The organism is Kocuria sp. BT304, assembly GCF_003290245.1.
Taxonomy (GTDB): Bacteria; Actinomycetota; Actinomycetes; order Actinomycetales; family Micrococcaceae; genus Kocuria; species Kocuria rhizophila_A.
Window position 1 is genome coordinate 2164424 of record NZ_CP030039.1, and the last position, 25825, is coordinate 2190248.

Consider the following 25825-nt stretch of genomic DNA (forward strand, 5'->3'; position numbering starts at 1 on the left):
GGTGGCACCCGGGCGGCGTCGTCGTCCGTCATGCGGCCGTTCGGGCACCGGTGCGGCGGGCGCGCGGCGGCGCGGGTGCCTAAACTGGGGCCATGGCTGAAAACACCGAGTACCGCATCGAACACGACACCATGGGCGAGGTGCGCGTCCCCAAGAACGCGCTCTACCGTGCGCAGACGCAGCGCGCCGTGGAGAACTTCCCCATCTCCGGCACCACCCTGGAGCGCGAGCACATCAAGGCGCTCGCCCAGGTGAAGAAGGCCGCCGCCACCGCCAACGAGGAGCTGGGTGTGCTGGACACGCAGCGCGCACAGGCCATCCGGGACGCCGCGGACGCCGTGGCCTCCGGCGAGTACGACGCCGACTTCCCGATCGACGTGTTCCAGACCGGTTCGGGCACCTCCTCGAACATGAACACCAACGAGGTGCTCGCCACGCTCGCGTCCCGGGCCCTGGAGTCCGCCGGCGTTGAGGTCCACCCGAACGACCACGTCAACGCCTCGCAGTCCTCCAACGACGTGTTCCCCACGTCCGTGCACGTGGCCGTGACCAACGCGCTGATCAACGACCTCAAGCCGGCCATGGACGTGCTCGCCACCTCCCTGGAGAAGAAGGCCGCGGAGTTCAAGGACGTCGTGAAGTCCGGGCGCACCCACCTCATGGACGCAACCCCCGTGACCCTGGGCCAGGAGTTCGGCGGCTGGGCGGCACAGGTGCGCTACGGCATCGAGCGCATCGACGCCTCCCTGCCGCGCGTGGCCGAGGTCCCCCTGGGCGGCACCGCCGTGGGCACCGGCATCAACACCCCGGACGGCTTCTCCGCCCGCGTGATCGAGCTGCTCTCCGAGGAGACCGGTCTGCCCCTCACGGAGGCCCGCAACCACTTCGAGGCGCAGGCCAACCGCGACGGTCTGGTGGAGGCCTCCGGGCAGCTGCGCAACATCGCGTACTCGTACATGAAGATCATGAACGACATCCGCTGGATGGGTTCCGGGCCGAACACCGGTCTGGGTGAGCTGCACATCCCCGACCTGCAGCCGGGCTCCTCCATCATGCCGGGCAAGGTCAACCCCGTGATCTGCGAGGCGACCATCCAGGTGGCCGCCCAGGTGATCGGCAACGACACCACGGTGGCGCTGTCCTCCACGAACGGCGCGTTCGAGCTCAACGTGGGCATCCCCGTGATGGCCGCGAACCTGCTCGAGTCCATCCGCCTGCTCGCGAACGCGTCCCGCGTGGCCGCGGAGAAGATGGTGGACGGGCTGCAGGCCAACGAGGAGCGCTGCCGCTTCCTGGCCGAGGCCTCCCCCTCGATCGTGACCCCGCTGAACAAGGCCATCGGCTACGAGGCCGCCGCGAAGATCGCCAAGCACGCCGTGGCCAACAAGGTCACCGTGCGCGAGGCGACCATCGAGCTCGGCTACGTGGACGGCGAGAAGCTCACCGAGGAGCAGCTCGACAAGGCGCTGGACGTCACCACCATGACGGGCAACCACTGAGCGACCGACTGACCGTCGCCCGCGCGTGACAGGACCCGGCCTCCCCTCGAGGGTGGCCGGGTCCTTCCGTTCCCGGCCCGGGGACCGCGCGCCGGTCCCGGTTCGCACCGCGCGGACGACGCCGCGGGGGCCGGGTCCGCGCACCCGGCCCCCGCCCGTCCGGCGCGGGACCTGGGTGCTGCGGGGCCCTCGTGGGACGTCCCACGCGCGCCTGTTCCGTTGCCCACAGATCTTTTCGGCCGCAAGGACCCGGGGCTACCCTGGATGGCAGAGACATTCGCGATGCCCGCCCGGGTGCTCCCGCGGCGGGCCGTTCCCCCGAGGAGACAGTGTGAAACTTGCAGAGCAGATCGTCCAGCAGCTCGTGGAAGCAGGTGTGGAGCGCATCTACGGCGTGGTGGGCGACAGCCTGAACCCCATCGTGGACGCCGTGCGCCGCACCGGCGGCTCCGCCAAGGGTGGGATCGACTGGGTGCACGTGCGCCACGAGGAGGCCGGTGCGTTCGCAGCGAGCGCCGAGGCTCAGCTGACCGGCAAGCTCGCCGTGTGCGCGGGCTCGTGCGGGCCGGGCAACCTGCACCTGATCAACGGGCTCTACGACGCCAACCGCTCCGGTGCGCCCGTGCTGGCGATCGCCTCCCACATCCCCTCGCAGTACATCGGCTCCGAGTACTTCCAGGAGACCCACCCGGACCGAATCTTCACCGAGTGCTCCGTGTACTCGGAGCTGGTGAGCACCCCGCAGCAGTGCCCCGCCGTGGTGAGCTCCGCGATCCAGTTCGCCGTGACCAGCCCGGGCGTCTCCGTGGTCACGCTGCCGGGCGATCTCGCGGACTCGGACGCCGCCGTGGAAGCCCGGCCGTTCGCCGTGCCGGCACCGAGCGCCGTCGTCCCCTCCGACGAGACGGTCGAGCGCATGGCGCAGGCTCTGAACTCGGCCAAGAAGGTCGCGATCTTCGCGGGCATCGGCGTAGCAGGAGCCCACGACGAGGTGATCGCCCTCGCGGACACCCTCAAGGCCCCCGTGGGCCACTCGCTGCGCGGCAAGGACCAGATCCAGTACGACAACCCGTTCGACGTGGGCATGACCGGGCTGCTGGGCTACGGCGCCGCGGCGGAGGGGCTGCACGACGCGGACGTGATGGTCATGCTCGGCACGGACTTCCCGTACGACCAGTTCCTCCCGGACGTCACCACCATCCAGGTGGACACCGATCCCACCGTGATCGGGCGCCGGACCGGCGTGGACATCCCCGTGCACGGTGACGTGAAGTCCACGATCCTCAAGCTGCTGCCCGAGCTCACGGTCAAGTCCAACCGCTCGTTCCTCGACAAGACCCTGGCCAAGCACGACAAGCTCATGAACAAGGCCGTGGGTGCGTACACCCGCAAGGTCGAGAAGATCACGCCCATCCACCCCGAGTACGCCGCGTCCATCCTGGACCAGGTGGCCGCCGAGGACGCCGTGTTCACCGCGGACACCGGCATGTGCAACGTGTGGAGCGCCCGCTACATCAACCCGCTCGGCACTCGTCGCATCCTGGGCTCCTACCTGCACGGGTCCATGGCCAACGCCCTGCCGCAGGCGATCGGCGCGCAGCTGGCCGAACCGGGCCGCCAGGTCATCTCGATGTCGGGCGACGGCGGGCTCTCCATGCTGATGGGCGAGCTGCTGACGCTGGCGACCTACAACCTGCCCGTGACCGTGGTGGTGTTCAACAACTCCACGCTGGGCATGGTCAAGCTGGAGATGCTCGTGGACGGGCTGCCGGACTTCGGTGTGGACGTGCCCCAGGCGAACTACGCGCAGATCGCCACCGCCATGGGCATGCAGGGCATCCGGGTGGAGAAGCCCAAGGACCTCGAGTCCGCGTTCACCACCGCGCTCGCCCACCAGGGCCCGTCCGTGGTGGAGGTCATCACCGACCCCAACGCCCTGTCCATCCCCCCGGAGATCAAGAAGGACCAGGTCTTCGGCTTCGCCACCGCGATGTCCCGCATCGTGCTCAACCGCGGCGCCGGCGAGGCCGTCTCCATGGCCCGCTCCAACCTGCGCAACATCCCGCGCGGCTGATCGCCGGGCCCGGTCCGTCCCGGTCCGGACCATGCACTGACGACGCCGCGGGGCCGCCCCCGCGGCGTCGTCGCGTGTCCGGGCGCGGGCTCAGCTCTCGAAGCCGGTGCGCCCCGTGAAATCCAGCGCGGCCCGCAGCCGCTGCGCCTGGTGCTCGGGCACCTCGGGCAGCGCGTCCACCGGGTACCAGCCCACCTCGAGGGACTCATCGTCCGCGACCCGTGCCTCCCCGCCCACGTAGCTGCACAGGAAGGTGTGGTCCAGGAACTGGCAGCGGTCCCCGTTGGGGAAGTGCACCACGTCTCCGGCCTTGACCCGCACCAGGGCGTCCACGGTGATCTCCACACCGGTCTCCTCGAGGCACTCCCGGCGGGCGGCCACACCGGGGTCCTCCCCCGGTTCCACGATGCCCGTGACGAGCCCCCAGTTGCCGTTGTCCGCACGCCGCCCGAGCAGCACGCGGCCCTCGTGCAGCACCACGGCGGTACAGCCCGGCAGCCACAGCAGCTCGTGGCCGATCCTGGTGCGAAGGCTCTGGATGAACTGCGGTGTTGCCATGGTGCGGTCTCCTGGGGCGGGGCGGGTGGTCAGGCGAATGCCACGACACCCAAGCTTCCCACGATCATGAAGGGCCCCAGGGGGATCCGGCTGCTTGCGTCCGCGGCGCGAGCCAGCAGCAGCGCCGCGCAGAACAGGCCGGCCAGCACGAACGTGGCGGCCAGGGCCAGCACCGTGTGCGTCACGGAGGAGAACCCTGTGAGAATTCCGAGCACACCGGCGAGGCGCACGTCCCCGAGCCCCATGCCCGCCGGGTGCAGCAGCCGCAGCACGAGGAACAGCCCGCCCATGATCACCAGCCCCCACAGCATCCACCACAGCCGGTCGGAGTCGTGGGCGAGCAGCGCGGCAGCACCGAGCAGCAGCGCGGTCACCGGGTAGAGCGGGCGGACCACGGTTCCGGGCAGGCGGTGCTCCCGGATGTCGGTGGCGGCGAGCCACACTCCGGAGCACGCGAGCACCAGAACGGCCAGCGCGCACATCACCGCCGCGAGCTGCGCGCTGAACGCCGCCTGCTGCAGGTGATCCCCCACGAACCCCCCGATGCCCGCCGCGTTGGGCTGCATCATGTGCTCATCGTAGGCGTCGCCCGCCCGGGAGCGCCCCGTGTTGCGGGGCCTGTGGAGGGGCGTTCCCTAGACTGGGGCCATGACCGCCGCTTGGCAGAACGGCCCTGCCCACGTCACCGCCGAGGACTTCGCGGCCCTGTGCCGCTCCTCCCCGTGGCGCTGGGACACCCTGCGCTTCACGCTGCACTGGACGGGCACGGGGGCTGCGGAGCCTGCCGAGCCGGTGCGCGCGTGGCTGCGCCGCCCCTCGGACCTGCGGGTCGAGACCCTCGACGGCGAGCCCCTGTACACCACCACGTCTTTGGAGCGCTCCCGGGACGACTTCTACGTGGCGGACACGCCCCGCTCGTGGCTGCTGCCGCCGGCCCTGGTGGCTCCCGTCTACGACGACCGCGCCCTCGTGACCCGCCGCCCGGAGGCCGCCTACGGCGATCCGGTCTTCGCCGGGGGCCGCTGGCAGGCGATCCTGGACCCCGTGGAGTGCGCGGGGTCCGCCCCCGCTCCCCCGTACCTGCCCGAGCAGCGCCCGGCGGTGCTGCGGGACGTCGCGGTGGACACGTTCGCGGGACGGCCCGTGTGGTGCGCCACTGTGCATCCCACCGCCCGCTACCGACCCGTCACACCCGGGCACCCGCTGGCACCGGGCCCCACGCGTCTGACCGTGGACACCGCCACCGGGGTGTGCGTGTCCTCCCGCGTGCACGGCGGACCGCTCGCCGGGCAGGGCCACCGGCTCGTGGTCGAGGGAGTGGACGAGTACATGCTGGACGACCTCTTCACCCGCGAGGACTTCGACCTCACGGACGTCTCGCGCCACGTCCCCTGGCCCGTGGCCGCCTCTTAGCGGCACGGCACCTCCGGTCCCACGTGCGATCCCGCCGCCGCGGGGACGCCGTGGGTGCGCCGCCCCGTCACACCGGACCGGGCGGCGTCGTCCCCCGCCCGACGCCGCCGTGACCGCGCGTGCGCGGGCGGCCTCACACGTCGTGGCGCTCCAGGACGTCCGTGACGAGCGCGGCGATGGGCGAGCGCTCCGAGCGGGTGAGGGTCACGTGGCCGAACAGCGGCTGGCCCTTGAGCGCCTCGACCACCGCCATGATGCCGTCGTGGCGGCCCACCCGCAGGTTGTCCCGCTGGGCGACGTCGTGGGTGAGCACCACCTTGGAGTTCTGCCCGATCCGGGACAGCGCCGTGAGCAGCACGTTGCGCTCGAGGGACTGGGCCTCGTCCACGATCACCCACGCGTCGTGCAGCGAGCGTCCGCGGATGTGCGTCAGGGGCAGCACCTCGAGCATCCCGCGCGCCACGACGTCGTCCACGACCGCGGGTGAGACCACGGCGGAGAGGGTGTCGAAGACCGCCTGGCCCCACGGGTTCATCTTCTCCTCCTCGGTGCCGGGCAGGTAGCCGAGGTCCTGGCCACCCACCGCGTAGAGCGGGCGGAACACCATGATCCGGCGGTGTTCGCGGCGTTCCAGAACGGCGTCGAGCCCGGCGCACAGCGCGAGCGCGGACTTGCCCGTTCCCGCGCGTCCACCCAGGGACACGATGCCCACGGAGGGGTCCAGCAGCAGGTCGATCGCCAGGCGCTGCTCGGCCGAGCGGCCCTGCACCCCGAACACGTCCTTGTCCGCGGCCACGAGGCGTGCCGCACCGTCCCGCTGCACGCGCTCGAGCGCGCTGCCGGCCGTGGAGCGCACCACGAGCCCCGTGTTCACGGGCAGCTCCCGGGCCCGGGGCACCTCGGTGCGCCCGTCCAAATAGAGCTCGGAGACGACGCCGTCGGGCACGTCCAGCTGGGCCACGCCCGTGTACCCGTCGTCACCGCCCAGCCACTCGGCGCGGTACTCGTCCGCGGCGAGTCCCAGGGCCGAGGCCTTGACGCGCATCGGGAGGTCCTTGGAGACCACGCACACGTCGTGGCCCTCCTGCGCGAGGTTCGCGGCCACGGAGAGGATGCGGGAGTCGTTGTCCTTGAGCCGGAAGCTCTGGGGCAGCACGGTGTCCGCCACGTGGTTCAGCTCCACCGTGAGGCTCCCGCCGCCCGGCAGCGGGAGGGGGCGGTCCAGCCCGCCGTGGGTCACCCGCAGCTCGTCCAGCAGTCGCAGGGCCGCGCGGGCGAAGTACCCGAGGTCGGGGTCGTGGCGCTTGGCCTCCAGCTCGGTGACCACCACCAGGGGCACCACCACCGTGTGCTCGGCGAAGCGCAGCAGCGCACGGGGGTCCGAGAGCAGCACGGAGGTGTCGACCACGTAGCTGCGCACGCTCGTCCCGGCGCCCGTCGCGGCACCGTCACCTGACGACGACGCTGCACCGCCGGTGCGCTCGCCCGTCCCCGTCCGCGCTGCTCCCGGCGCACCCGCGGCTGCCTCCCCCGGCTGCCCGGGCTCCGTGGCGGGGTGCGCCGGTGCGGAGGACGCGGGCTCCGCGTCGGTGGGGCTCGTGCCCGGTGCCTCGGTGGTGCAGCGGACGGGTGCCACGGGGGTCTCGGTGCTCATGGGGGCCTTTCCACACGGGTCGCGCCGGCAGTCGCCGGACGCCGCCCACGCTAGGAGCACCGTTCGAGGTGCAGGCTCCCCCGCGGTGAACGCCGCGTGAACATCCCCCGTGGATCCGCCACCGCGCGGCCCTCGCCCGGGCACCCGGGTGAACGGAGGGCCTCCCTGTGAGGTCTCCGCCCTCAGCCCCCGAAGCGCCGGTGCCGGCGGGCGTAGTCGCGCAGCGCCCGCAGGAAGTCCACGCGGCGGAAGTCCGGCCACAGGGCCTCGCAGAAGTAGAACTCGCTGTACGCGGACTGCCACATGAGGAACCCGGAGAGCCGCTGCTCACCGGAGGTGCGGATCAGCAGGTCCGGATCCGGCTGGCCGCGGGTGTAGAGGTGCTCGGAGATGTCCTCGACGCTCAGCGAGCGGGCCACCTGTGCGAGGGACTCCCCGCGGGCGTCCGCGTCCGCGAGCACCTCCCGGGCGGCGTCCACGATCTCCTGGCGCCCTCCGTAACCCACGGCGATGTTCAGGTGCGGGCCGGGGTTGGAGACCGTGCGGCGCACGCTGCACGCGAGCTGCTCCTGCAGGGCCTCGGGCAGCGTGGCCAGTGCACCCACGGCCTGGATGCGGCACAGCCCCTCGTCCTGGAGCTGGCGCATGAGGTCCGTGATGATCTCCAGCAGCGCCGTGAGCTCCTCCGCCGGGCGGTTGAGGTTCTCGGTGGAGAGCACGTAGAGGGTGACCACCTGGATGTCGAGCTCGTGGCACCAGCGCAGGAACTCCACGATCTTCCGGGCCCCGGCGCGGTGGCCCTCCTCGGTGGTGGCGCCGAACTGCTTGGCCCACCGGCGGTTGCCGTCCACGAGCACGCCCACGTGGTGCGGCAGCTCGTGCGGGTCCAGGGTGCGAGCCAGGCGGTGCTCGTAGAAGGAGTACAGCAGACGAGGGAGCTTCACAGGTGCCCAAACCCCCTGGATCGACTCGGCCAACGCGGATTCACACCCTCTAAACTACCCGTAGGTCAAGCGCAATCCAGCAGCGCCTCATCGCCCCGGCCCCGGCCGGGGCAGTCACGGAAGGCAGGGGAACCGATCATGCGAGACGATCGCGCGACCACGTCCAGGACGGCCACGCCACCCACGGTGGTGCGCCACACCCGCAGCGGTCCGCTCACGGTGGAGAAGAAGCCCGCGTGGCGGGGCTGGATCCACGCCGGTTTCAGCCCGTTCGCCATCGCCATGGGGGTGGTGGCCATCGTGCTCGCACCCACCGTGCAGCTGCGGCTCGCGTGCGTGGTCTACACGATCACCGCGGTGATGCTCTTCGGCACCTCCGCGGTCTACCACCGCTTCTACTGGGGTGCCCGCATGAACGCGGTGCTGCGCCGGATGGACCACTCGAACATCGCGCTGATCATCGCGGGGACGTACACGCCCCTGGCGGTGGCGTTCCTGCCCAGCGGCCGGGCCACGGTGCTGCTCGCGGTGATCTGGTCCCTCGGGGCACTGCTGGTGGTCTTCCGGGTGTTCTGGCTCGGGGCCCCGCGCTGGCTCTACACCCCGCTCTACGTGGTCATGGGGTGCCTGGCCCTGCTGTACCTGCCCGCGTTCTTCGCGGTCAACGTGCCGGCCACGGTCCTGCTGATCTGCGGCGGCGCCGCCTACATCGCGGGCGCGGTGTTCTACGCCACCAAGTGGCCCCGGCTGCTGCCCGCGACCTTCAGCTTCCACGAGGTCTTCCACGCGTGCACGATCGTGGGCTTCGTGTGCCACTACATCTCGATCATGCTGGCCATGTTCGCCTCGTGAGCGGGCCCCGGACGCGCGACCCCCGCACGACCGGTCCGGACGCCGCTCGGAGCGTCGCACCGCCCGCGCCGGTCATCGCTCGTGGGGAGCGGTTCCCCGTCGGGGCGTGAGCCGATGTCCGCCGTTGCCGGGCCGTCCGGGACCGGTTCTCACCCGCGGCGGGCTCCCGACCGGGCCGCCAGCTCGGCCACCGAGTGCACGGGGAGCTCGCACCGCCCGTCCCGGCACCGCCACACCGTGAACCCCGCGGTGCCGGTGGCCGGAACCCCGTAGGGCGCCACGGCCCCGTCCAGCACGAGCGTGTCCAGCACACGCTCCGCGCCCAGGACGTCCAGCACCTCGCGCCACTGCCCGGGTGAGGCGTCCACGACCTCCAGCAGCTCGGGGGCCCGCGTGCAGCTCAGCACCGCAGAGACCATCCCGCCCGCGGCGGTGGGCGCCTTGAGCACCACCCCCGTGGCCCACGAGGTCACCAGCTCCGTGATCTCCCGGCTCGGGCGCCCTCCCGTCTCCGGCCGGGACAGCTCCGCGATCCAGCGCGCGAGCACCGAGGCGCCGGACGCGGCGACGTCGTCGAACGGCTCGGCGCGCCCCGTGGCCCCGGCGGCCTCGAGCGTGGGGTCGAGGGCGGCGTCGTCGTGCACGGTTCCGTCGCGCACGAACAGGGCCACGGCCGTGTCCGCGAGCGCCACGCTGCGCTCGTACCACACGCCGCGCCCCGTGGCCCGGCCCAGCGCGAGCAGCCCGGCGCCCAGGAACGCGTAGTCCTCCAGCCGGCCCTCGTGGGGGTCCACGACGCCGCCGCGCGAGGTCCGCGCAAGGGTCCCGTCCTCGGGATCCCGGTGCCGCTGCCACAGGAACTCGGCGGCCGTCTCGGCGCTCTCGAGCCACTGCGGGTGCTCGAGCAGCACCGCGGCCTCCGCGAGCGCGGTCAGCGCCATGCCGTTCCACGCCGTGACCACCTTGTCGTCGCGGTGCGGCGCGGTGCGCTCCAGCCGACGGTCCCAGAGGGTGCGGCGCAGACTCTCGTCCAGGATGCCCGTGACGGCCCCGGCCTCGCCCCACGCCGCAGTGACGGGCCCCGGACCCGCGCTCCGATCCTCTCCCCCGGTGCCCGCCGACCCGCGGGAGAACGTGTAGTAGGCGCCCTCGCGTTCGGCCCCGGGGTCGTGCGGGGAGGGATCGCTGTCCGCGTCCAGCGAGGCCGCGAACGCCCCCTCCGGGGTGGTCATCTCCCGCTGCAGCCACGCCACGAGGGCCGTGGCAGCGTGCCGGTATCGGGCCACCCTGGCGGTGTCCGTGCCCGCGCGCTCCAGCAGCTCCACCGTGCGCGCCAGCACCCGCAGCAGCTGGGCGTTGTCGTAGAGCATCTTCTCGTAGTGCGGCAGGGACCAGTCCGGGGTCACGGAGTAGCGGAAGAAGCCCCCGCCCACGTGGTCCTGCAGCGCCCCGCGCACCATGGCGTCCAGGGTGGCGCACAGCAGTTCCCGAGCGGTCTCCCGCTCCGCAGGGGCCGGGCCGGTGGCCTCCGCGGCGGTGGCGGCTGCGTCGGGGATGTCGGAGTCGGTGGTGGCTGGGGCCGTGCCGCCCGAGTCAGTGGTGGCTGGGTCGGTGGTGACTGGGGCCATGCCGCCTGAGTCGGTGGCGGCTGAGCCGGTGGCGTCCGGGGTCGCGCCGTCCGCGGCGGCGGGGGCGGCCGCGCGGTGCTGCCGGTCCGCGTCGGTGCCGGGGCGGGCGATCCGGGTCAGGGCCTCGAGGGCCGGGGACGGCGGGAACTTGGCACCCGAGCCGAAACCCTCGTGGGCGGCGTCGCGCGCGAGCTCCAGCCCGTCGAGCCACGCACCCACCAGCCGCTGCGCGGCGTCGGGGGCGTCCTCGCCCGGTTCGGTCACCACCGAGGGGCCGGCGTCCGCGAGCATCCGGTCCACGAGCCGGGGGTGCCGGGCCAGGGCGTCCGCCAGCTGGTCTGCGCTGCGCAGCACCTCGTCCCGCCGGGCCGTCCACGCCTCGTGCACCGCGGCGAGCAGCTGCCTGAAGGACGGCCGACCCTGCATCGGGCGCGGCGGGTAGTAGGTCCCGGCGTGGAAGGCCCTGCCCTGCGGCGTGAGGAACACGGTCATGGGCCACCCGCCCTGCCCCGTGAGCAGCTGGGTGGCCGCCATGTAGATCGAGTCCACGTCCGGGCGCTGCTCACGGTCCACCTTCACGGCCACGAAGTGCTCGTTGATCTCCCGGCCGGTCTCGGGATCCTCGAAGGACTCGTGGGCCATCACGTGGCACCAGTGGCAGGCCGCGTACCCCACGGACAGCAGCACGGGCACGTCCCGCTCACGCGCCTCCGCGAACGCCTCCGGGGTGAACTCCCACCAGTCCACGGGGTTCTCGGCGTGCTGGAGCAGGTACGGGCTGGTGGCGCGGGCCAGGCGGTTCGACATGGCCCCACCGTCTCACAGACCGCCGGACGGCGGTACGGGCCGCTGCACGGACCAGCGCGAGAGGGGGTTCCCGACAGGCGGGGAGGGCTATCGCGGGCTCGCAGGACGGGCACCGGTCCCAACGGACGCGGCGGCCCACCGCAGGTGGCCTGGCCCTCCTCAGGGCCGGTGACGGTCCCCGGGGGCGTCTCGGAGCTCGTTCTCCCCGGTGGCTCCGGGGTGGTCGTGAGGGTGAGCAGCGCGGTCGGCGGGCCGGGGTGCGGAACCGGAGCGGGCGGCGTCGTGCCCGGACGCACCCGCGGTGACCTGGACCGCCTGCTCCTCCGCAGCGCGCTGCTCCGCGTACTGCGCGCGGTAGCGCAGCCGACGGTTGCGGCGGTTGAAGTCGATCACCAGCAGCACCACGGCCGCCGTGAGCACGAAGGTCATGAGGAAGCCCACGAGACCCGGCGAGACCTGGCTGGGGTCCAGCCCGGGGCGCAGCGTGTTCTCCGGGCTCGGAGCGGGCGTGGCGGCGGCCAGGACGGTCAGCAGCGTGGGCACGGCGGCACTCACTTCCGGGGGGTCGTGGGGTCGATTCCTGCGAAGAGGTCCGTCTCCGGCAGCTCGCTGGCCACACGGGACTCCGCGAGGGTGTAGTCCTCCCACGGCCATACCTCGGCCTGGGTGTCCGTGGAGACCCAGAAGAACAGGCCCTTGGGGTCCACCTGCGTGCGGTGGGCGCTCAGCGCGCGGTCCCGGGCGGGGAACTCCTCCTCGCAGCGAACCCTGGTGGTGGTCTCGTGGCGGGCGACGGGCGGGCGGTGGCCCTCCGGGTCCGACTCCTGGAACGCCGCGATGCGCTCCGCGTAGGGGGAGTCCAGCCCGCGCTCCAGCAGGGCCTCGTGCAGGGCCAGGAAGCGCTCCGGGTTGAACGCGCGGTCGTAGTAGAGCTTGGACGGGGTCCACGGCTCACCCGTGCCGGGGTAGGCCTCGGGATCACCGGCGCGGCGGTAGGCCTCCATGGCCACGTTGTGCGTCTGGATGTGGTCCGGGTGCGGGTAGCCGCCGTTCTCGTCGTAGCTCAGGATCACGTGCGGGCGGAACTCCCGCACCAGCTGCACCACGGGCGCCGAGGCACGCTCGAGCGGCTGCAGGGCGAAGCAGCCCCACGGCAGGGGCGGCAGCGGGTCCCCCTCGGGCAGGCCCGAGTCCATGAAGCCGATCCAGCGGTGCTCCACGCCGAGGGCCGCGGCGGCCGCCGCCATCTCGTGGCGGCGCAGGCCGGTGAGGTCCCGCTCGGCCGCGACGTCGCCCTCCATCTCGGCGTTGAGGATGGACCCGCGCTCACCACCGGTGCACGTGGCCACCATGACCCGGGCACCGAGGCGCGCGTAGTGGGCCATGGTCGCCGCGCCCTTGCTGGACTCGTCGTCCGGGTGGGCGTGGATGGCCAACAAACGAAGCTGCGAATAGTCCGTCACCGAACGGATGCCTCCAAGACGTCGAAGCGAAAATGACAACCCCGGATATCCTACGCCGCCGGCCGGGCCCGGATCCCGCACCGGTTCACGCGGGGACGCACTCGGGCGGGAACCCACAGAGGGCACCCCTGGGCGCTCGCTAGACTCGTGGGCATGAGTTCTGCGACGTCCCAGCCGGCCGACGGCGGGCCCACCCCCACCGAACGGCTCGCCCGCCGCTACGGCTCCGGGCACCGCACCGTCGCCCGCACCCCGCGCCGCGGCCCGTCCGGGCGCGGCTGGATCCTCATCGCCGCGGCCGCCACGCTCGTGAGCGCGCTGTTCGTGGTGTGGATCGTGTGGGGCCAGTCCCAGCGGCCCGTGTTCAAGGACGTCGGCTTCCAGATCACCGACGCCGCTCACGGGTACGCGGACTTCGACCTCACCAAGGACCCGGAGCAGAGCGTCACGTGCGCGGTGCAGGCCCTCAACGAGCAGTACGCGGTGGTCGGCTGGAACGAGGTGACCATCGGCCACGTGCCCGAGGACCAGCTCAACGGGCGCACCAGCACCCACCGGGTGCCCGTACGGACCACCAACACGGCCACCACGGCCGGGGTGGACTCGTGCTGGAACACCACCGGGTGAGCCCGCCGGTGTCGCACGTCACTTTGGGTTGCACGCCGCCGGTCCTCTAGACTTCTGCCGAGATCACATCCCCGACCCGGAACCGCTGGGCCACCTGGCCCGCACCGGGGCGGGGTTTTTCACACGTGTCCACCAGGGCGGTGGACACCAGAGAACGGAGGCACCGTGCCTGCACAAGAGGGAGCCTGGCTCACCCAGGAAGCGTACGACCGGCTGAAGAAGGAGCTCGACTACATTGCCGGGCCCTACCGCCAGGAGATCGTGGACCGGATCGAACAGGCCCGCTCCGAGGGTGACCTCAAGGAGAACGGCGGCTACCACGCCGCGCGTGAGGAGCAGGGCAAGAACGAGGGCCGCATCGTGCAGCTCACCCAGCTGCTGGAGAACGCCCAGGTGGGCGAGGCCCCCGCGGACGACGGCGTGATCGAGGCCGGCATGGTGGTCACCGCGGAGATCGCCGGGGACGAGATGACGTTCCTCATGGGCTCCCGCGAGGTCGCCGAGGACCTCACCGGCGGGGAGGACCTGGAGGTCTTCTCCGAGCGCTCCCCCATGGGTGCCGCGATCAACGGCCACAAGGTGGGCGAGACCGTGAGCTACCAGGCGCCCAACGGCAAGGACATCACCGTGAAGATCCTCAAGGCCAAGCCCTTCAGCCGCTGATCCCACGGTTCACCACGGAGGCCACCCCGCTGCGGCGGGGTGGCCTCCGGCGTTCCCGAGCCTGCGCGGCGCCCCGCGGCCGCCGGGCGTTCACACCTCGCGTCGAGGAGCAGGGCATACGCTGGAGGCACGTCGTCACGCCCCGTCCCCCGCACCGTGAGGAGCCCGCCCGTGGTCACGCACTGGAACCGCAGCCCCGCCCCCTGGACCGTGCCGCTGACCGTGGTCACCGCGCTGCTCGCGGTGGCGGCGATCGTGGTGCACGTGCTGGGCCTGGGCAACCCCGCGCTCAACGCCACCGGCGGGCCGCGCAACCTCCTGATCGTCGCCACCTTCGCGATGGCGCTGATCACCTACGTCACCGCGCGCGCACGACGCCGCTGAGCTCCCGTCCGCGCCGGGCTCAGTGCACCACCACGGGGTGGTAGCCGTGCGACTCCAGGGCCGCGAGCACCTGGTCGCAGTGCGAGTGGCCCTTGGTCTCCATGTCGATGGTGATGGAGACGTCCCCCATGGACAGGGAGCCGCCGATCCGCGTGTGGTTCACCCCGGTCACGTTCGCGTCCATGGCGGCGATGAGCTGCGAGATCTGCGCCAGCTCACCGGGCCGGTCCGTGAGCATCATCTTGATGGTCATGTAGCGCCCCGCCGCGGAGAGTCCCCGCTGGATGACCTTGAGCATGAGCATGGGGTCGATGTTCCCGCCGGAGAGCAGCACCACGGTGGTGCCCAGGTCCGGGTGGCTCTCGCGCAGCTCGCCCTCGAGGATCGCGGCCACCCCCACGGCGCCGGCCGGTTCCACCACCATCTTGTTGCGCTCGAGCATGAAGATCAGCGCCTGGGCGAGGGAGTCCTCCGAGACCGTGACGACGTCGTCCGCGAGCTCGCGGATGATGCTGAACGGGAGCTGCCCGGGGCGCCCCACGGCGATGCCGTCCGCGATCGTGGACACCTTGGAGAGCGTCACGATCGCGTCCCCGGCCAGGGACGGCGGGTAGGCTGCGGCGTTCTCCGCCTGCACGCCGATCACGCGGATGTCCCTGCCCTGCTCCCGGGCCTTGGCCTTGAGCGCCACGGAGACCCCCGCCAGCAGGCCGCCTCCGCCCACGCCCGCGATCACCGTGTCCACGGTGGGCAGCTGGTCGATGATTTCCAGGCCGATGGTGCCCTGGCCCGCGATGATGTCCCGGTGGTCGAACGGGTGCACGAAGACCGCCCCGGTCTCGTCCGCGAAACGCTGAGCCTCGGCCAGGGCCTCGTCCACGGAGGAGCCGTGCAGCACCACTTCCGCACCGTGGTCCTGGGTGGCCGCGATCTTGGGCAGCGCCGCGCCCCGCGGCATGTATATCCGCGCCGTGATCCCCAGCTTCGCGGCCGCGAGCGCCACGCCCTGCGCGTGGTTGCCCGCCGACGCCGCCACCACGCCCCGGCGCTTCTCGTCCTCCGAGAGCTGGGACATGCGCACGTAGGCGCCGCGGGCCTTGAAGGACCCGGCGCGCTGCAGGTTCTCGCACTTGAGGTAGACCTCGGAGCCCAGCATGCGGGACAGCGCCCGGGAGTGGGCAAGAGGAGTCCGCTCGATGACCCCGTCGAGGAGCTGGGCGGCGTCGCGGACGTCGTCCACGGAGACGGACAGTGCAGTGTGGGCCACAAGAACTTCTTTCGTCGGCGCCGATCGAGGCGGCTCGCCCTGCGGGGGCACGGCCCGGTGGGATCACTGCCGGACGTGCTGCGGGAACACGGAGAACGCGGCGCCCCGGGTGGGGGACGCCGCGTTCCATGCTATTACGCGAGAGGCCGGGTGCTAGTGCCGGGTGTCCTCGAGGTGCCCGGAGGACTCGCGGTGGCGGGTGTCCTTCCGGTGCTTCTCCTCGAGCTTCTTCTCCGCGTCCTCGCGCTCCTGGTGGCGCTTGCCGCGGAAGCGCTGCAGCTGGGCCATGACCTGGTCCGGCGTGAGGTTCTTCTTCTTCGCGGTCTTCTTGATCTCCCAGGGGTAGAGGAACGGCTCCCAGGCGATCTTGTCGTCGTGCTCCCAGGACCGCGCGGCCAGGTAGCGCACGATGGTGTTGGCGAACGCCATGACCGGCACCGCGAACAGTGCACCCACGATCCCGAAGAGCATGCTGCCGGTGGCCACGGCGAGCAGCACGGCCACGGGGTGCAGGGACACGGCCTTGCCCATGATCAGCGGCTGCAGGATGTTGGACTCGATCTGCTGCACGAGCAGCACCACGCCCAGCATGGCCAGGGCGATCCCGGGGCTCACGGCCACCAGGGCCACCAGCACGGCCACGGCGCCGGTGACCACGGCACCCACGATGGGAATGAACGAGGCCAGGAACACGAGCACACCGATGGGCAGCGCCAAGGGCACTCCCAGCAGGAACGCGCCCAGCCCGATGCCCAGGGCGTCCACGAACGCCACGAAGACCTGGATCCGCACGTACTGCGCGAGCGAGATCCAGCCCCGGCGCCCGGCACCGTTCACGGCGGCGCGGGCCCGGCGCGGGAAGAGCTTGACCAGGAACAGCCAGATGTTCTCGCCGTCGAACAGGAAGAACAGCAGCACGAACAGCATCAGGATGGTGCCGGTGAGGATGCTGCCCGCGGTGGAGCCGAACGTCATGGCCCCGGACAGGATGGCGTTCGAGTTCTCCTGCAGGGTGTTGCCCAGCTCGGAGAACCACTGGCTCATGGAGTCCGTGGTGAGTTTCAGGGGGCTGTCCTCGAGCATGCCCAGCAGCTTCTGGAAGCCGGCCACGGCCTTGTCGGAGAGCTGCGCGAAGCCCACGACGATCTGCTGCCCGGAGAGCACCAGCAGACCCAGGACCACGAGGATCAGGCCGAGCTCCACCGTGATGGCCGCGAGCGCGGACGGGAAGTGCCGGGCCCGCAGCCAGCGCACGGCCGGGGAGAGCGGACCGGCGATCAGCGCGGCGAGCAGCACCGGGATGAGCACCGTGGTGACGTGGCCCAGGAGCCACCACACCACACCCACCCCGGCGACGATGAGCAGCACCCGCCAGGACCAGGCCGCGGCGATCCGCACCGGGGCCGTGACCATGTCCTGGGGGTCCTCGGCGGGATGGGGACGGGAGGGGACGCCTGGGGCACCGGGCGGGATCGAGCCCGGGCGCGACGTCGGAACGCTGGATGACATGTCCCCTATCATCGCACCATTGCGCGCAGCGCTGGTACCGGAGAACGCCACGGGAGGGTGACAAGATGGCTGTCATGTCCACCACACTGCTGAGGGTTCTGGCCCAGCGCCGGCCCGCGAGCCTGCTGACCCAGGAGAGCCCGCGCCGCGAGGAGCTCGAGACCGTCCTGCGCGCCGCCGCGGGGGCGAAGTACGACGAGCGGCCCACGGGGTGGCGGGTGGCCGTGACCGACCGCCGCTCGGCGCCCCTGCTCGCGGCCGCCATGGCCGGTCTCACGAGCGTGCCGAACCTCACGGGCCCGGTCCCCCGGCTCAAGGGGAAGAAGATCAGGGTGCTGGCCGCCTACCGCGGCAGCCTGCAGTGGGCCTCGCGCGGCGGGGTGGCGCTGGCCATCGTCTTCCGCCACCACCCGAAGCTGGCCGAGTCGAAGAAGGAGCAGCGCGGGGACGTCCACGCGGCCCGCGGGGTGCTCGAGGCCGCGCTCTACGCCCAGGGCTGGGCCACCATGTGGTCCCGGCGCGAGCCCTACGACCGTGCGCTGCTGCGCGATTTCTACTCCCTGGACGAGCACGAGGAGGTGCTGGGCTGGCTGTTCGTGGGTCGCGCCGCGAGCAGTAGCGTGCCCGCGCGCGCCATCAACCTGCCGCCGCGCGAACTCGGCATCAGCTACCTCTGAGCCCGTCCCCCGGCGCCGGGCCACGGGCCCCAGTGCGACAGGGCGACAGGGCGACAGGCGACGCCGTCCGGCCCGCCCACGAACGACCGTCGCGTGCATGGACCGGCGGCCCGGTGCGCAGTGCACCGGGCCGCCGTGACGTGCGGTGACCGACCCGCCCGAGGGGTCCCCGCGACCGACCGCGGGGCCGGCCCGGGGACGCGGCCCCGGAGCCCCGGCCGCGGCCGGAGGGTGGGTCAGTCGCTCATGGAGCGGATGATGGACAGCAGCCGCAGGATCTCCACGTAGGTCCAGATGAGGGTGACGGTGAGTCCGAAGGCCGCGGTCCAGGCCGCCTTCTGCGGGATGCCGCGGGCCACGCCGTCGCTGATGTTCTCGAAGTCCAGCACAAAGCTGTACACCGCGAGCAGGATGGCTACCGCGCCCACGATCAGCCCCAGCGGGATGCCCATGACGCTCACCTCGGAGCGCATGTCGAACCCGCCCAGCAGGCTGGTGCCCAGGTTCACCAGGGCGAAGATCGCGTAGGCCATGAGCGCGACCATGAAGAACTTGGTCACCCGCGGCGTCGCGCGCAGCACCCCGGTCTTGTACAGCACCAGCACGGAGACGAAGACCGCGAGGGTCCCGATGACCGCCTGGATCACGATGCCCGGGTAGCGGGCCTCGAAGATCCCCGAGACACCGCCCAGGAACAGGCCCTCCGCGAGGGCGTAGAGGATGATCAGCACGGGGCTGGGCTCACGCTTGAAGCTGTTGACCAGCCCGAGGACCAGGCCCACCAGTGCGCCCGGGAACGCGAGCGCGGGGAGCATCCAGCCGGCCACCGCCGCGGCGATCACGCACGCGAGTACGAGCCCGGTGCGCATCACGACGTCGTCGTAGCTCATGCGGCCCGTCTGCGCGGGGCCCGCGGCGGGAGCGTTGTACATCCGCTCGAGCTGCTCGGGCGAGTGGCGGGGATCCTGGTAGGAACCCGGCGCGGTGGCGTTCTTCTTGCCGAAATCGTTGAGGAGGGGGTTTCCGCCGGCCAATGTGACGTCCTTTCGAGGGCGTGTTCGAGCTGTGCACACAGGCTAGCAGTGGGATCTGAACCCCGGCAGGGAGTTCCTGCAGGGCGAACGCGGGCGGGTGGAGGGGTGCCCCCAGTGGGATTCGAACCCACACTGAGCGGATTTTAAGTCCGCTGCCTCTGCCGGTTGGGCTATGGGGGCCGCAACGACGACGGTGGGGTCGCGCGGCTGCGCGACCCCACCGCTGCACGTCCGGGCGGCGTGCGGAGGCGTGGCTAGAGCTTGGCCTTCTCCGCGGGGAGGTCCTTGCCCGCGGCCTCGAGGAACGCGCGGCGCGGCTCCCGCAGGTGGCGCAGGGCGGTGGTGTCCCGGCCGAAGAGCATGTTGATGCCCCACTCCGTGAACACCCGGACCTTGCGCTCCACGGTGGGGATGGCGTAGCCGTGGTAGAGCCGGTGCATGGCCCACGCGGGCAGCCCGCCGAGGTCCACGCCGCGGATGGTGGCCGCACCCTTGTAGAGGCCCAGGCCAGCCACGGAACCGAGGTTCTCGTGGTAGTAGTCCTCCAGGGGAGCACCCTGGTGGGCGGCCATGATGTTCTTGGCCATGGTGGCGGCCTGGCGCACCGCGTGCTGGGCGTTGGGGACGCAGAAGCCGCCGGGGCCCGAGCCCGTGAGGTCCGGGACGGCGGCGATGTCGCCAGCGGCCCAGGCACCCTCGAGGGGACCGTCGTCGCCGGTGATCCGCAGGTCCGCACCCACGCGCACGCGACCGCGCTCATCCACGGGGAAGTCGCTGTTCTTCACGAACCCGGAAGCCTGCACGCCGGCGCACCAGATGAGCGTGTCGGTGGCGACCTCCCCGGCCGGGGACTTGTCGCCCATGTTGATGAGCTTCACCACGTCCCCGTCGACCTCGGAGATCGAGGTGTTGAGCAGCACCTCGATGCCGCGGGCGCGCATCTCGGCCACGACCTTCTCGGCGCGGTCCTTGGAGACCTCGGGCATGATCCGGCCCATGGCCTCGACCAGCACGAAGCGCAGGTCAGAGACGCGCAGGCGGTCGTTGCGCTCCACGGCGGAGCGGGCCATGTCCTCGAGCTCGGCGATGGACTCGGAGCCGGCGTAGCCGCCGCCCACCACGATGAAGGTCAGCGCCTTGCGCTTGTCCTCCTCGCTGTCCGTCAGGGAGGCCACCTCGATGCGCTCGAGCACCCAGTTGCGCACGGACACGGCCTCTTCGATGGTCTTCATGCCGATGGCCTTCTCCGCGAGCCCCGGGATGGGGAACGTGCGCGTGGTGGATCCGCCGGCCACGACGATCTCGTCGTAGGGCAGCTCGAACTGCGGGCCCTCATCGATGCCACGGATGGTGACCTTGTGGTTGGCGTGGTCGATGTGCTCCACGCGGCCGTCGATCAGCTCGCAGTCACCGAGGTGGTGACGGTGGGAGATCACGGCGGAACGGGCGTCGATGTTGCCCGCCGCCACCTCCGGCAGGAACGGGAGGTAGGTCATGTACGGGTTGGGGTCCACCACCGTGACCACGCCGCCGGACTCCTTGATGCGGGTCTGCAGCTTCTGCGCGAGGGTGAAACCAACGTAGCCGCCACCCACGATGAGAAGGCGCGGACGGTCCTTAGCAAGTTGATTGAAAGACATGCCACCGAGTTTACCCACGGCACGGGGCTTTTGCTGACGGACCGTCCCCGCCCGCTGTGCTGTGCGTGAAATCAGCGGGAGAGCCTGCGGATGTGCAGGATCGCGGCCACCGTGAGCCCCGCGACCACCAGCCCGAAGGAGGTCAGGACCACCACGGGCAGGGCGCCGGTCTCGTTGAGCGGAGCCTGGGCCACGGGCGGGGTGGCCTCCTCGGTGACCTGCCGGGTGTCCCCCTCGGCGGTGCTGGGCGTGGCCGAGGGCTGCGGGGACGCGCTGCGGGGCCGGTTCTGCTCGATCCAGTGCCGGATGCTGCCCAGCGGGTTCTCCTGCGTGGTCTCGACGTCGTCCAGCACGGCCGCGCGCACGTCCAGCACCCCGTAGCCGTAGATGGGGTCCTTGCCCTTGTCCCCGGCGTCGTGGGCGGTCTTCACGATCCGCTGCGCCACCTGCGCGGCGGTGAGGTCCGGGTGCTCCTGCTTGATGAGCGCCGCGGTGCCCGCGACGAGCGGCGCGGTGGCCGAGGTCCCGGACCACTCGGCGTAGCCGCCGCCAGGCATGGCCCCCACCATGTCCTCGCTGGGCCCGGCCACCGCGATCGAGATGCCCTGGGAGGAGGAGTCCCAGCTCGCGCGCCCAGAGCGGTCCACGCCGCCCACAGAGAGCACCCCGGGGATGGTGGCGGGGGCTCCCACCTGGTTCAGCCCGGACCCCCGGTTGCCGGCGGCCGCGACCACCAGCACGTTCTTCTCCTCCGCGTACGCGAACGCGGAGTCCCACGACTGCGGCCACGCGGTGGAGTCCGAGCCCACGGACATGTTGATCACGTCCGCGCCGTGGTCCACGGCCCAGCGCACCGCGTCCGGGATCTGCTGGTTGACGTCCTTCACGCCCGGCTCCTCGTTGCCGAGCCACAGGGACACCGGGAGGATCTCGGCGTCCGGGGCCACGCCCAGCACGCCCTTCTCGCGACCCGGGCCCTCGGCGTTCGGGGCACCGTGCCCGCGTCCGGCCGCCAGGGAGGAGACCAGGGTGCCGTGCTCGGGTTCCGCGCCGAGGCCCTTGCGGCCGTCGGACTGTCCCGCGCCGGAGGCGTCCGTGCCCGGCTGCACCGCACCCTCGAGGTCCGGGTGGGAGCCGTCCACGCCGGTGTCGATCACGGCGATCTTCACGCCCTTGCCTGTGGCCCTGCGCCACGCGTCCCGCACGCCGTAGTCGTCCAGCCAGTACTCGCGCTGACGGATGTCTGCGGTGTCCACGGCGGGCTTGCCGTTCGCGGGCGGTGGGGCCGGGGGCGACTGCACGGGCACCGAGGGCGCGGGCCGGGGCACCGCGGGCTCCTGCGCCGTGGCGACGGCCGGGGCGGCTCCCGCGAGCAGCAGGGCGGCGGCGCCGGCGAGCACGGCGCGCGTGGTGGAACGGCGTGTCATGGACCCTCGGTGCTTTCCCGCGCGAGGCGCGTGGTGGGGTGCGGCGGCCCGTCCGACCGGGGCCGGGCGCCGTTGGGGGTGGGCGTGGCGAGGACGCGCCGGGCTCAGGGCACCAGCGACAGCCCGATGCCGTCCAAAATATCGTGCTCGCTCGCGGTCACGGTGCGCACGCGCCCGTCCGTGGCCCGGGCCACGCGTTCGACCACGCGGCGCCACACGAGCGCACCGGCCCCGATCACGTCCACGCGCCCCTCGTGCATGAACCCCAGGGCCGCACGCTGCTCGCGGGTCATGGCCGTCAGCTCCCGGCACGCCCGGGTCACATCGGGGATCTCCAGCACGGTGCCGTTGATGCGCTCGGGGTCGTAGTGCTCCAGGCCCAGAGCCATGGCCGTCACCGTGGTGACCGTCCCGGCAACCCCCACGAGCCGCGTGGTGCGCTCCAGGGGGACGGTGCGGGCCACCACGTCCATGGCCTCGCCCACGTCGCGCAGCACGCGCGCCTGCTGCTCCTCGGTGGGAGGGTTGGAGCCCAGGTGGCGCTCCGTCATGCGCACGCACCCCACGTCCACGCTCCTGGCGGCGATCACCTCGCGCGGGGTGCCCAGCACGCACTCCGTGGAGCCACCGCCCAGGTCCACCACCAGCACGCGGTCCGCCGGGTCCAGCTCCGCCGCGGCGTTGAGGGCACCGCGGAAGGACAGTGCGGCTTCCTCGTCCCCGCTGACCACCTCGGGCTCGACCCCCAGGCGTGAGCGGATCCCGGCCACGAACACGTCACGGTTGCCGGCGTCACGGGTGGCGGAGGTGGCCACGAAGCGCACCCGGTCCGCGCCGTGGTGCTCGATCAGCGCCGCGTACTCGTCCGCGGCGGCGAAGGTCCGCTTGAGGGCGGCCTCGGCGAGCCACCCGGTGGCGTCCACGCCCTGCCCGAGGCGCACGATGCGCATCTCGCGCACCACGTCCCGCAGCACGGTGCGGCCGCTCTCGTCGGTGCGGGCGTCCGCGATGAGCAGGCGAATGGAGTTTGTTCCGCAGTCGATGGCGGCTACGCGCATGGCAGGAGAGTCCCTCGGGTCGGTGGTGCTGGGAGGTTCGCGGACGGGCCCGCGGGGCGCGGGGTCAGGCCGCGGCGCGCCATGCGGGGTCGCACGCGCAGCGCTCGGGGGTCCAGGTGTCGGCGATCATGGCGAGGGTCTCGTCCCCGAGCGGGTTCACGCCGGGCCCGGAGGCCAGGCTGTGCCCCACGAGCACGTGCAGGCACTTGACGCGCGTGGGCATGCCGCCCGCGGAGATGCCCTCGATCTCGGGGACGTCCCCGGTCCCGGCGAGCTCCTCGATCCGACGCCGCTGGGCGAGGTAGTCCTCGTGGGCGGCGCGGTAGCGCTCGGCCAGCTCCGGATCCTCGGCCACGCGGTCCGTCATGGCATACATCGCGCCCTCGGCCTCGAGGCGGGACACCGCGGCCGTGACCGCGGGGTGGGTCAGGTAGAACACGGTGGGGAACGGGGTGCCGCTGCTCAGCCGCGGGGCCGTGGCCACCACGAGCGGGTTGCCGCACGTGCAGCGCGCGGCGATCTCCACCACGTCTCGCGCCGGGCGGCCGAGCTGGGCACCCACCACGGTGAGGTCCTGGGGGGTCACGGTGGGGTCGTGCGGTGCGCTCACTTGCTGCTGCTTTCTCGGGGTTCGGGTTCCAGGGTGATGTCCTCCTGGGGGTAGGCCGAGTCCACCACGGACTGCCACAGCCCGTCCGCCCAGGCGGGCCGGCCGGCCTCCACCTGCTCCGCGGAGGACTCCGCGGCCTGGTGGGGTGCGGTGTCCGCACCGAGCACCACGTAGGCGCTCTCCCCCGGCATCACGTAGGACATCCGCTCGCGGGCCTGCTGCTCCACGTAGGAGTCGTCCCCCCACAGCTGCTCCTCGCGCTTGAGCTGCTGCTGGCGCTGCTGCTCGTGGGAGATGCTCGAGCGCAACTCCGAGATCTGGGAGCGCTGGTCCAGGAAGATCTTGGCGGTGGGGGCGGCCAGGAACACGATGAGCGTGGCCACCACGACCAGGGCCACCAGGCGCCCGTTGAAGGAGCGCGCCGGTGTGGGGGCCGCCAGGGTCGAGGAGCCGCCGCGGTTCCTGCGCCCCTCGGAGCCGCGCGCGTCACGCTCCGGACGCTGCCGGGCAGCCTCTCGAGCGGGGCGCGGTGCGCGCCGGGGGATCCGGGGGCGGGGGCCGACCATGCATACCTCCCGGGTGACGTGGTGGGGCGGATCGTGCTCGGCCAGTGTACCCGCAGCGCGACGCCGCCCGGCCCCCTGCGTGCGCAGACGAGGGGACCGGGCGGCGTCGTGGGGCGTGCACGGCGGCGGGCCGCCGCCGCGCGGAGCCTATTTGGCGGCGAAGCGCGGGAAGGCGGAGGCGCCCGCGTAGGTGGCGGCGTCGCCCAGCTCCTCCTCGATGCGCAGCAGCTGGTTGTACTTGGCCACGCGCTCGGAGCGGGCGGGGGCACCGGTCTTGATCTGGCCCGCGTTCACGGCCACCGCGATGTCCGCGATGGTGGTGTCCTCGGTCTCACCGGAACGGTGGGAGATCATGCAGCGGTAGCCGTTGCGCTGGGCGAGCTCCACGGCGTCGAACGTCTCGGTCAGGGAGCCGATCTGGTTGACCTTCACGAGCAGGGCGTTGGCCACGCCCTCCTGGATGCCGCGTGCCAGCCGCTCCGGGTTGGTCACGAAGAGGTCGTCGCCCACGAGCTGCACCTTGTCGCCGATGTGCTCGGTGAGCGTGGCCCAGCCCTTCCAGTCGTCCTCGTCCAGGGGGTCCTCGATGGACACGAGCGGGTACTTCTCCACGAGGTCCGCGAAGTACGCGGACATCTCCTCCGCGGAGCGCTTCTTGCCCTCGAAGGTGTACGTGCCCTTGTCGAAGAACTCCGAGGAGGCCACGTCCAGGGCGAGCGCGATGTCACGCCCGGGCTTGTAGCCGGCCTTGTCGATGGCCTCGAGGATGAGGTCGAGCGCGGCGGCGTTGGACTCGAGATTCGGTGCGAAGCCGCCCTCGTCCCCCAGGCCCGTGGACAGGCCGCGGTCCTTCAGCACGGACTTGAGGCTGTGGTAGACCTCCACGCCCCAGCGCAGCGCCTCGGAGAACGTGGGCGCGCCGATCGGGGCGATCATGAACTCCTGGATGTCCACGTTGGAATCCGCGTGCGAGCCGCCGTTGAGGATGTTCATCATGGGCACGGGCAGCACGTGGGCGTTGGGCCCGCCCAGGTACTTGTACAGCGGCAGGTCCGCGGAGCTCGCGGCCGCGCGGGCGATCGCCATGGAGGCGCCCAGGATGGCGTTCGCGCCCAGCTTGGCCTTGTTGTCGGTGCCGTCCAGCTCCAGCATGGCCTGGTCCACGGCGCGCTGGTCGGAGGCGTCCAGACCGACCACCACCTGCTCGAGCTCCTCGTCCACGGCGTGCACGGCGTCCAGCACGCCCTTGCCCTGGTAGACCTTCTTGTCGCCGTCACGGCGCTCGACGGCCTCGAACTCACCCGTCGAGGCTCCGGAGGGCACGGCGGCGCGGCCGAAGCTGCCGTCGTCCAGCAGCGCCTCCACCTCGACCGTGGGGTTGCCGCGGGAATCCAGGATCTGGCGGGCTTGCAGCGCAATGATCATTGCCATGAAAATCTCCTTGTCGGTCGTCGACCCGTGGGGCGGTCTC

Annotated in this window: 24 protein-coding genes and 1 tRNA gene; 8 read left to right on the forward strand and 17 right to left on the reverse strand. The window is 72.0% G+C overall.

Annotated features, from left to right (window positions below; translation table 11 throughout):
* The first annotated feature begins 92 nt into the window (after positions 1-92).
* The gene (locus DNL27_RS09565) at positions 93-1499 is read left to right on the forward strand and encodes a class II fumarate hydratase (protein ID WP_058954620.1); all 1407 of its coding nucleotides are present in this window, start codon (positions 93-95) and stop codon (positions 1497-1499) included.
* A 331-nt stretch (positions 1500-1830) separates the two neighbouring features.
* Positions 1831-3573 (forward strand): pyruvate dehydrogenase, encoded by a 1743-nt coding sequence (locus DNL27_RS09570; RefSeq protein ID WP_012398828.1) that lies wholly within the window; start codon positions 1831-1833, stop codon positions 3571-3573.
* Positions 3574-3663: 90 nt separating this feature from the next.
* Here the strand turns inward: DNL27_RS09570 and DNL27_RS09575 are convergent, their stop codons facing one another.
* Positions 3664-4131, reverse strand: coding sequence for an NUDIX domain-containing protein (locus DNL27_RS09575; protein WP_112235409.1), 468 nt, complete (start codon positions 4129-4131; stop codon positions 3664-3666).
* 29 nt (positions 4132-4160) lie between these two features.
* Positions 4161-4700: an A24 family peptidase gene (locus DNL27_RS09580; protein ID WP_112235410.1), complete on the reverse strand. Its 540-nt coding sequence runs from the start codon at positions 4698-4700 to the stop codon at positions 4161-4163.
* 79 nt (positions 4701-4779) lie between these two features.
* Here DNL27_RS09580 and DNL27_RS09585 point away from each other — a divergent pair, with 79 nt between their 5' ends.
* Positions 4780-5544, forward strand: coding sequence for a hypothetical protein (locus tag DNL27_RS09585; RefSeq protein ID WP_112235411.1), 765 nt, complete (start codon positions 4780-4782; stop codon positions 5542-5544).
* 133 nt (positions 5545-5677) lie between these two features.
* On the opposite strand, the gene DNL27_RS09590 is transcribed toward DNL27_RS09585, so the two are convergent.
* On the reverse strand, positions 5678-7198 hold the full coding sequence (locus DNL27_RS09590) for a PhoH family protein (protein WP_239494330.1): 1521 nt from the start codon (positions 7196-7198) through the stop codon (positions 5678-5680).
* Between the two features lie 182 nt (positions 7199-7380).
* Positions 7381-8142, reverse strand: a complete 762-nt coding sequence (locus DNL27_RS09595) for an isoprenyl transferase (protein WP_058954615.1) — start codon at positions 8140-8142, stop codon at positions 7381-7383.
* Positions 8143-8280: 138 nt separating this feature from the next.
* On the opposite strand from DNL27_RS09595, the gene DNL27_RS09600 reads away from it, so the two are divergent.
* Positions 8281-8994 carry a hemolysin III family protein gene (locus DNL27_RS09600; protein ID WP_112235412.1) on the forward strand — a complete coding sequence of 238 codons (714 nt, stop codon included), beginning with the start codon at positions 8281-8283 and terminating at the stop codon, positions 8992-8994.
* 149 nt (positions 8995-9143) lie between these two features.
* Here the strand turns inward: DNL27_RS09600 and DNL27_RS09605 are convergent, their stop codons facing one another.
* From DNL27_RS09605 to mca, 3 genes are all read right to left on the reverse strand, one after another.
* Positions 9144-11429 (reverse strand): thioredoxin domain-containing protein, encoded by a 2286-nt coding sequence (locus tag DNL27_RS09605; protein ID WP_112235413.1) that lies wholly within the window; start codon positions 11427-11429, stop codon positions 9144-9146.
* Between the two features lie 159 nt (positions 11430-11588).
* A complete protein-coding gene (locus tag DNL27_RS09610; RefSeq protein ID WP_239494332.1) occupies positions 11589-11972 on the reverse strand; it encodes a hypothetical protein in 384 nt (127 codons plus the stop codon).
* An 8-nt stretch (positions 11973-11980) separates the two neighbouring features.
* Positions 11981-12892, reverse strand: coding sequence for a mycothiol conjugate amidase Mca (mca, locus tag DNL27_RS09615; protein WP_012398837.1), 912 nt, complete (start codon positions 12890-12892; stop codon positions 11981-11983).
* Positions 12893-13045: 153 nt separating this feature from the next.
* Here mca and DNL27_RS09620 point away from each other — a divergent pair, with 153 nt between their 5' ends.
* The 3 genes from DNL27_RS09620 (at position 13046) to DNL27_RS09630 (ending at position 14566) form a co-directional block, all read left to right on the forward strand.
* Positions 13046-13519, forward strand: coding sequence for a DUF4307 domain-containing protein (locus DNL27_RS09620; protein WP_112235817.1), 474 nt, complete (start codon positions 13046-13048; stop codon positions 13517-13519).
* A 165-nt stretch (positions 13520-13684) separates the two neighbouring features.
* Positions 13685-14182, forward strand: coding sequence for a transcription elongation factor GreA (gene greA, locus DNL27_RS09625; RefSeq protein ID WP_012398839.1), 498 nt, complete (start codon positions 13685-13687; stop codon positions 14180-14182).
* A gap of 171 nt (positions 14183-14353) precedes the next feature.
* Positions 14354-14566, forward strand: coding sequence for a hypothetical protein (locus DNL27_RS09630; protein WP_041297397.1), 213 nt, complete (start codon positions 14354-14356; stop codon positions 14564-14566).
* A 19-nt stretch (positions 14567-14585) separates the two neighbouring features.
* On the opposite strand, the gene ilvA is transcribed toward DNL27_RS09630, so the two are convergent.
* Both ilvA and DNL27_RS09640 read right to left on the reverse strand, forming a co-directional pair.
* Entirely contained in the window at positions 14586-15833 is a 1248-nt protein-coding gene (gene ilvA, locus DNL27_RS09635) for a threonine ammonia-lyase (protein ID WP_012398841.1), read from the reverse strand.
* A 153-nt stretch (positions 15834-15986) separates the two neighbouring features.
* Entirely contained in the window at positions 15987-17342 is a 1356-nt protein-coding gene (locus DNL27_RS09640) for an AI-2E family transporter (protein WP_112235415.1), read from the reverse strand.
* Positions 17343-17416: 74 nt separating this feature from the next.
* Here DNL27_RS09640 and DNL27_RS09645 point away from each other — a divergent pair, with 74 nt between their 5' ends.
* Positions 17417-18019 (forward strand): hypothetical protein, encoded by a 603-nt coding sequence (locus DNL27_RS09645; RefSeq protein ID WP_239494334.1) that lies wholly within the window; start codon positions 17417-17419, stop codon positions 18017-18019.
* Between the two features lie 236 nt (positions 18020-18255).
* Here DNL27_RS09645 and DNL27_RS09650 read toward each other — a convergent pair whose 3' ends face one another.
* The 8 genes from DNL27_RS09650 to eno all read right to left on the reverse strand — a co-directional run bounded on the left by DNL27_RS09650 (position 18256) and on the right by eno (position 25785).
* Positions 18256-19053, reverse strand: coding sequence for a Bax inhibitor-1/YccA family protein (locus DNL27_RS09650; protein WP_012398844.1), 798 nt, complete (start codon positions 19051-19053; stop codon positions 18256-18258).
* Positions 19054-19159: 106 nt separating this feature from the next.
* Positions 19160-19233, reverse strand: a tRNA-Leu gene (locus DNL27_RS09655).
* Positions 19234-19307: 74 nt separating this feature from the next.
* Positions 19308-20693: an NAD(P)/FAD-dependent oxidoreductase gene (locus DNL27_RS09660; RefSeq protein ID WP_012398845.1), complete on the reverse strand. Its 1386-nt coding sequence runs from the start codon at positions 20691-20693 to the stop codon at positions 19308-19310.
* Positions 20694-20764: 71 nt separating this feature from the next.
* Positions 20765-22120 (reverse strand): S8 family serine peptidase, encoded by a 1356-nt coding sequence (locus DNL27_RS09665; protein ID WP_112235417.1) that lies wholly within the window; start codon positions 22118-22120, stop codon positions 20765-20767.
* Positions 22121-22224: 104 nt separating this feature from the next.
* The gene (locus tag DNL27_RS09670) at positions 22225-23178 is read right to left on the reverse strand and encodes a Ppx/GppA phosphatase family protein (RefSeq protein ID WP_112235418.1); all 954 of its coding nucleotides are present in this window, start codon (positions 23176-23178) and stop codon (positions 22225-22227) included.
* Positions 23179-23242: 64 nt separating this feature from the next.
* A complete protein-coding gene (locus DNL27_RS09675; RefSeq protein WP_112235419.1) occupies positions 23243-23788 on the reverse strand; it encodes a DUF501 domain-containing protein in 546 nt (181 codons plus the stop codon).
* Positions 23785-24354 (reverse strand): septum formation initiator family protein, encoded by a 570-nt coding sequence (locus DNL27_RS09680; protein WP_012398849.1) that lies wholly within the window; start codon positions 24352-24354, stop codon positions 23785-23787. The genes DNL27_RS09675 and DNL27_RS09680 overlap by 4 nt, the downstream gene beginning before the upstream one ends.
* Positions 24355-24501: 147 nt before the next feature.
* Positions 24502-25785 carry a phosphopyruvate hydratase gene (gene eno, locus DNL27_RS09685; RefSeq protein WP_012398850.1) on the reverse strand — a complete coding sequence of 428 codons (1284 nt, stop codon included), beginning with the start codon at positions 25783-25785 and terminating at the stop codon, positions 24502-24504.
* Positions 25786-25825: the final 40 nt, after the last annotated feature.

Bases quoted from the DNA above. Each gene is read 5' to 3' on its own strand.
- DNL27_RS09665 (WP_112235417.1), bottom strand. From the start codon at position 22,120: ATGACACGCCGTTCCACCACGCGCGCCGTGCTCGCCGGCGCCGCCGCC.
- DNL27_RS09680 (WP_012398849.1), bottom strand. From the start codon at position 24,354: ATGGTCGGCCCCCGCCCCCGGATCCCCCGGCGCGCACCGCGCCCCGCT.
- DNL27_RS09620 (WP_112235817.1), top strand. From the start codon at position 13,046: ATGAGTTCTGCGACGTCCCAGCCGGCCGACGGCGGGCCCACCCCCACC.
- DNL27_RS09585 (WP_112235411.1), top strand. From the start codon at position 4,780: ATGACCGCCGCTTGGCAGAACGGCCCTGCCCACGTCACCGCCGAGGAC.
- DNL27_RS09565 (WP_058954620.1), top strand. From the start codon at position 93: ATGGCTGAAAACACCGAGTACCGCATCGAACACGACACCATGGGCGAG.
- DNL27_RS09580 (WP_112235410.1), bottom strand. From the start codon at position 4,700: ATGATGCAGCCCAACGCGGCGGGCATCGGGGGGTTCGTGGGGGATCAC.
- DNL27_RS09605 (WP_112235413.1), bottom strand. From the start codon at position 11,429: ATGTCGAACCGCCTGGCCCGCGCCACCAGCCCGTACCTGCTCCAGCAC.
- DNL27_RS09660 (WP_012398845.1), bottom strand. From the start codon at position 20,693: ATGTCTTTCAATCAACTTGCTAAGGACCGTCCGCGCCTTCTCATCGTG.
- DNL27_RS09590 (WP_239494330.1), bottom strand. From the start codon at position 7,198: ATGAGCACCGAGACCCCCGTGGCACCCGTCCGCTGCACCACCGAGGCA.
- DNL27_RS09575 (WP_112235409.1), bottom strand. From the start codon at position 4,131: ATGGCAACACCGCAGTTCATCCAGAGCCTTCGCACCAGGATCGGCCAC.
- DNL27_RS09670 (WP_112235418.1), bottom strand. From the start codon at position 23,178: ATGCGCGTAGCCGCCATCGACTGCGGAACAAACTCCATTCGCCTGCTC.
- eno (WP_012398850.1), bottom strand. From the start codon at position 25,785: ATGGCAATGATCATTGCGCTGCAAGCCCGCCAGATCCTGGATTCCCGC.
- DNL27_RS09645 (WP_239494334.1), top strand. From the start codon at position 17,417: ATGTCCACCACACTGCTGAGGGTTCTGGCCCAGCGCCGGCCCGCGAGC.
- DNL27_RS09640 (WP_112235415.1), bottom strand. From the start codon at position 17,342: ATGTCATCCAGCGTTCCGACGTCGCGCCCGGGCTCGATCCCGCCCGGT.
- DNL27_RS09600 (WP_112235412.1), top strand. From the start codon at position 8,281: ATGCGAGACGATCGCGCGACCACGTCCAGGACGGCCACGCCACCCACG.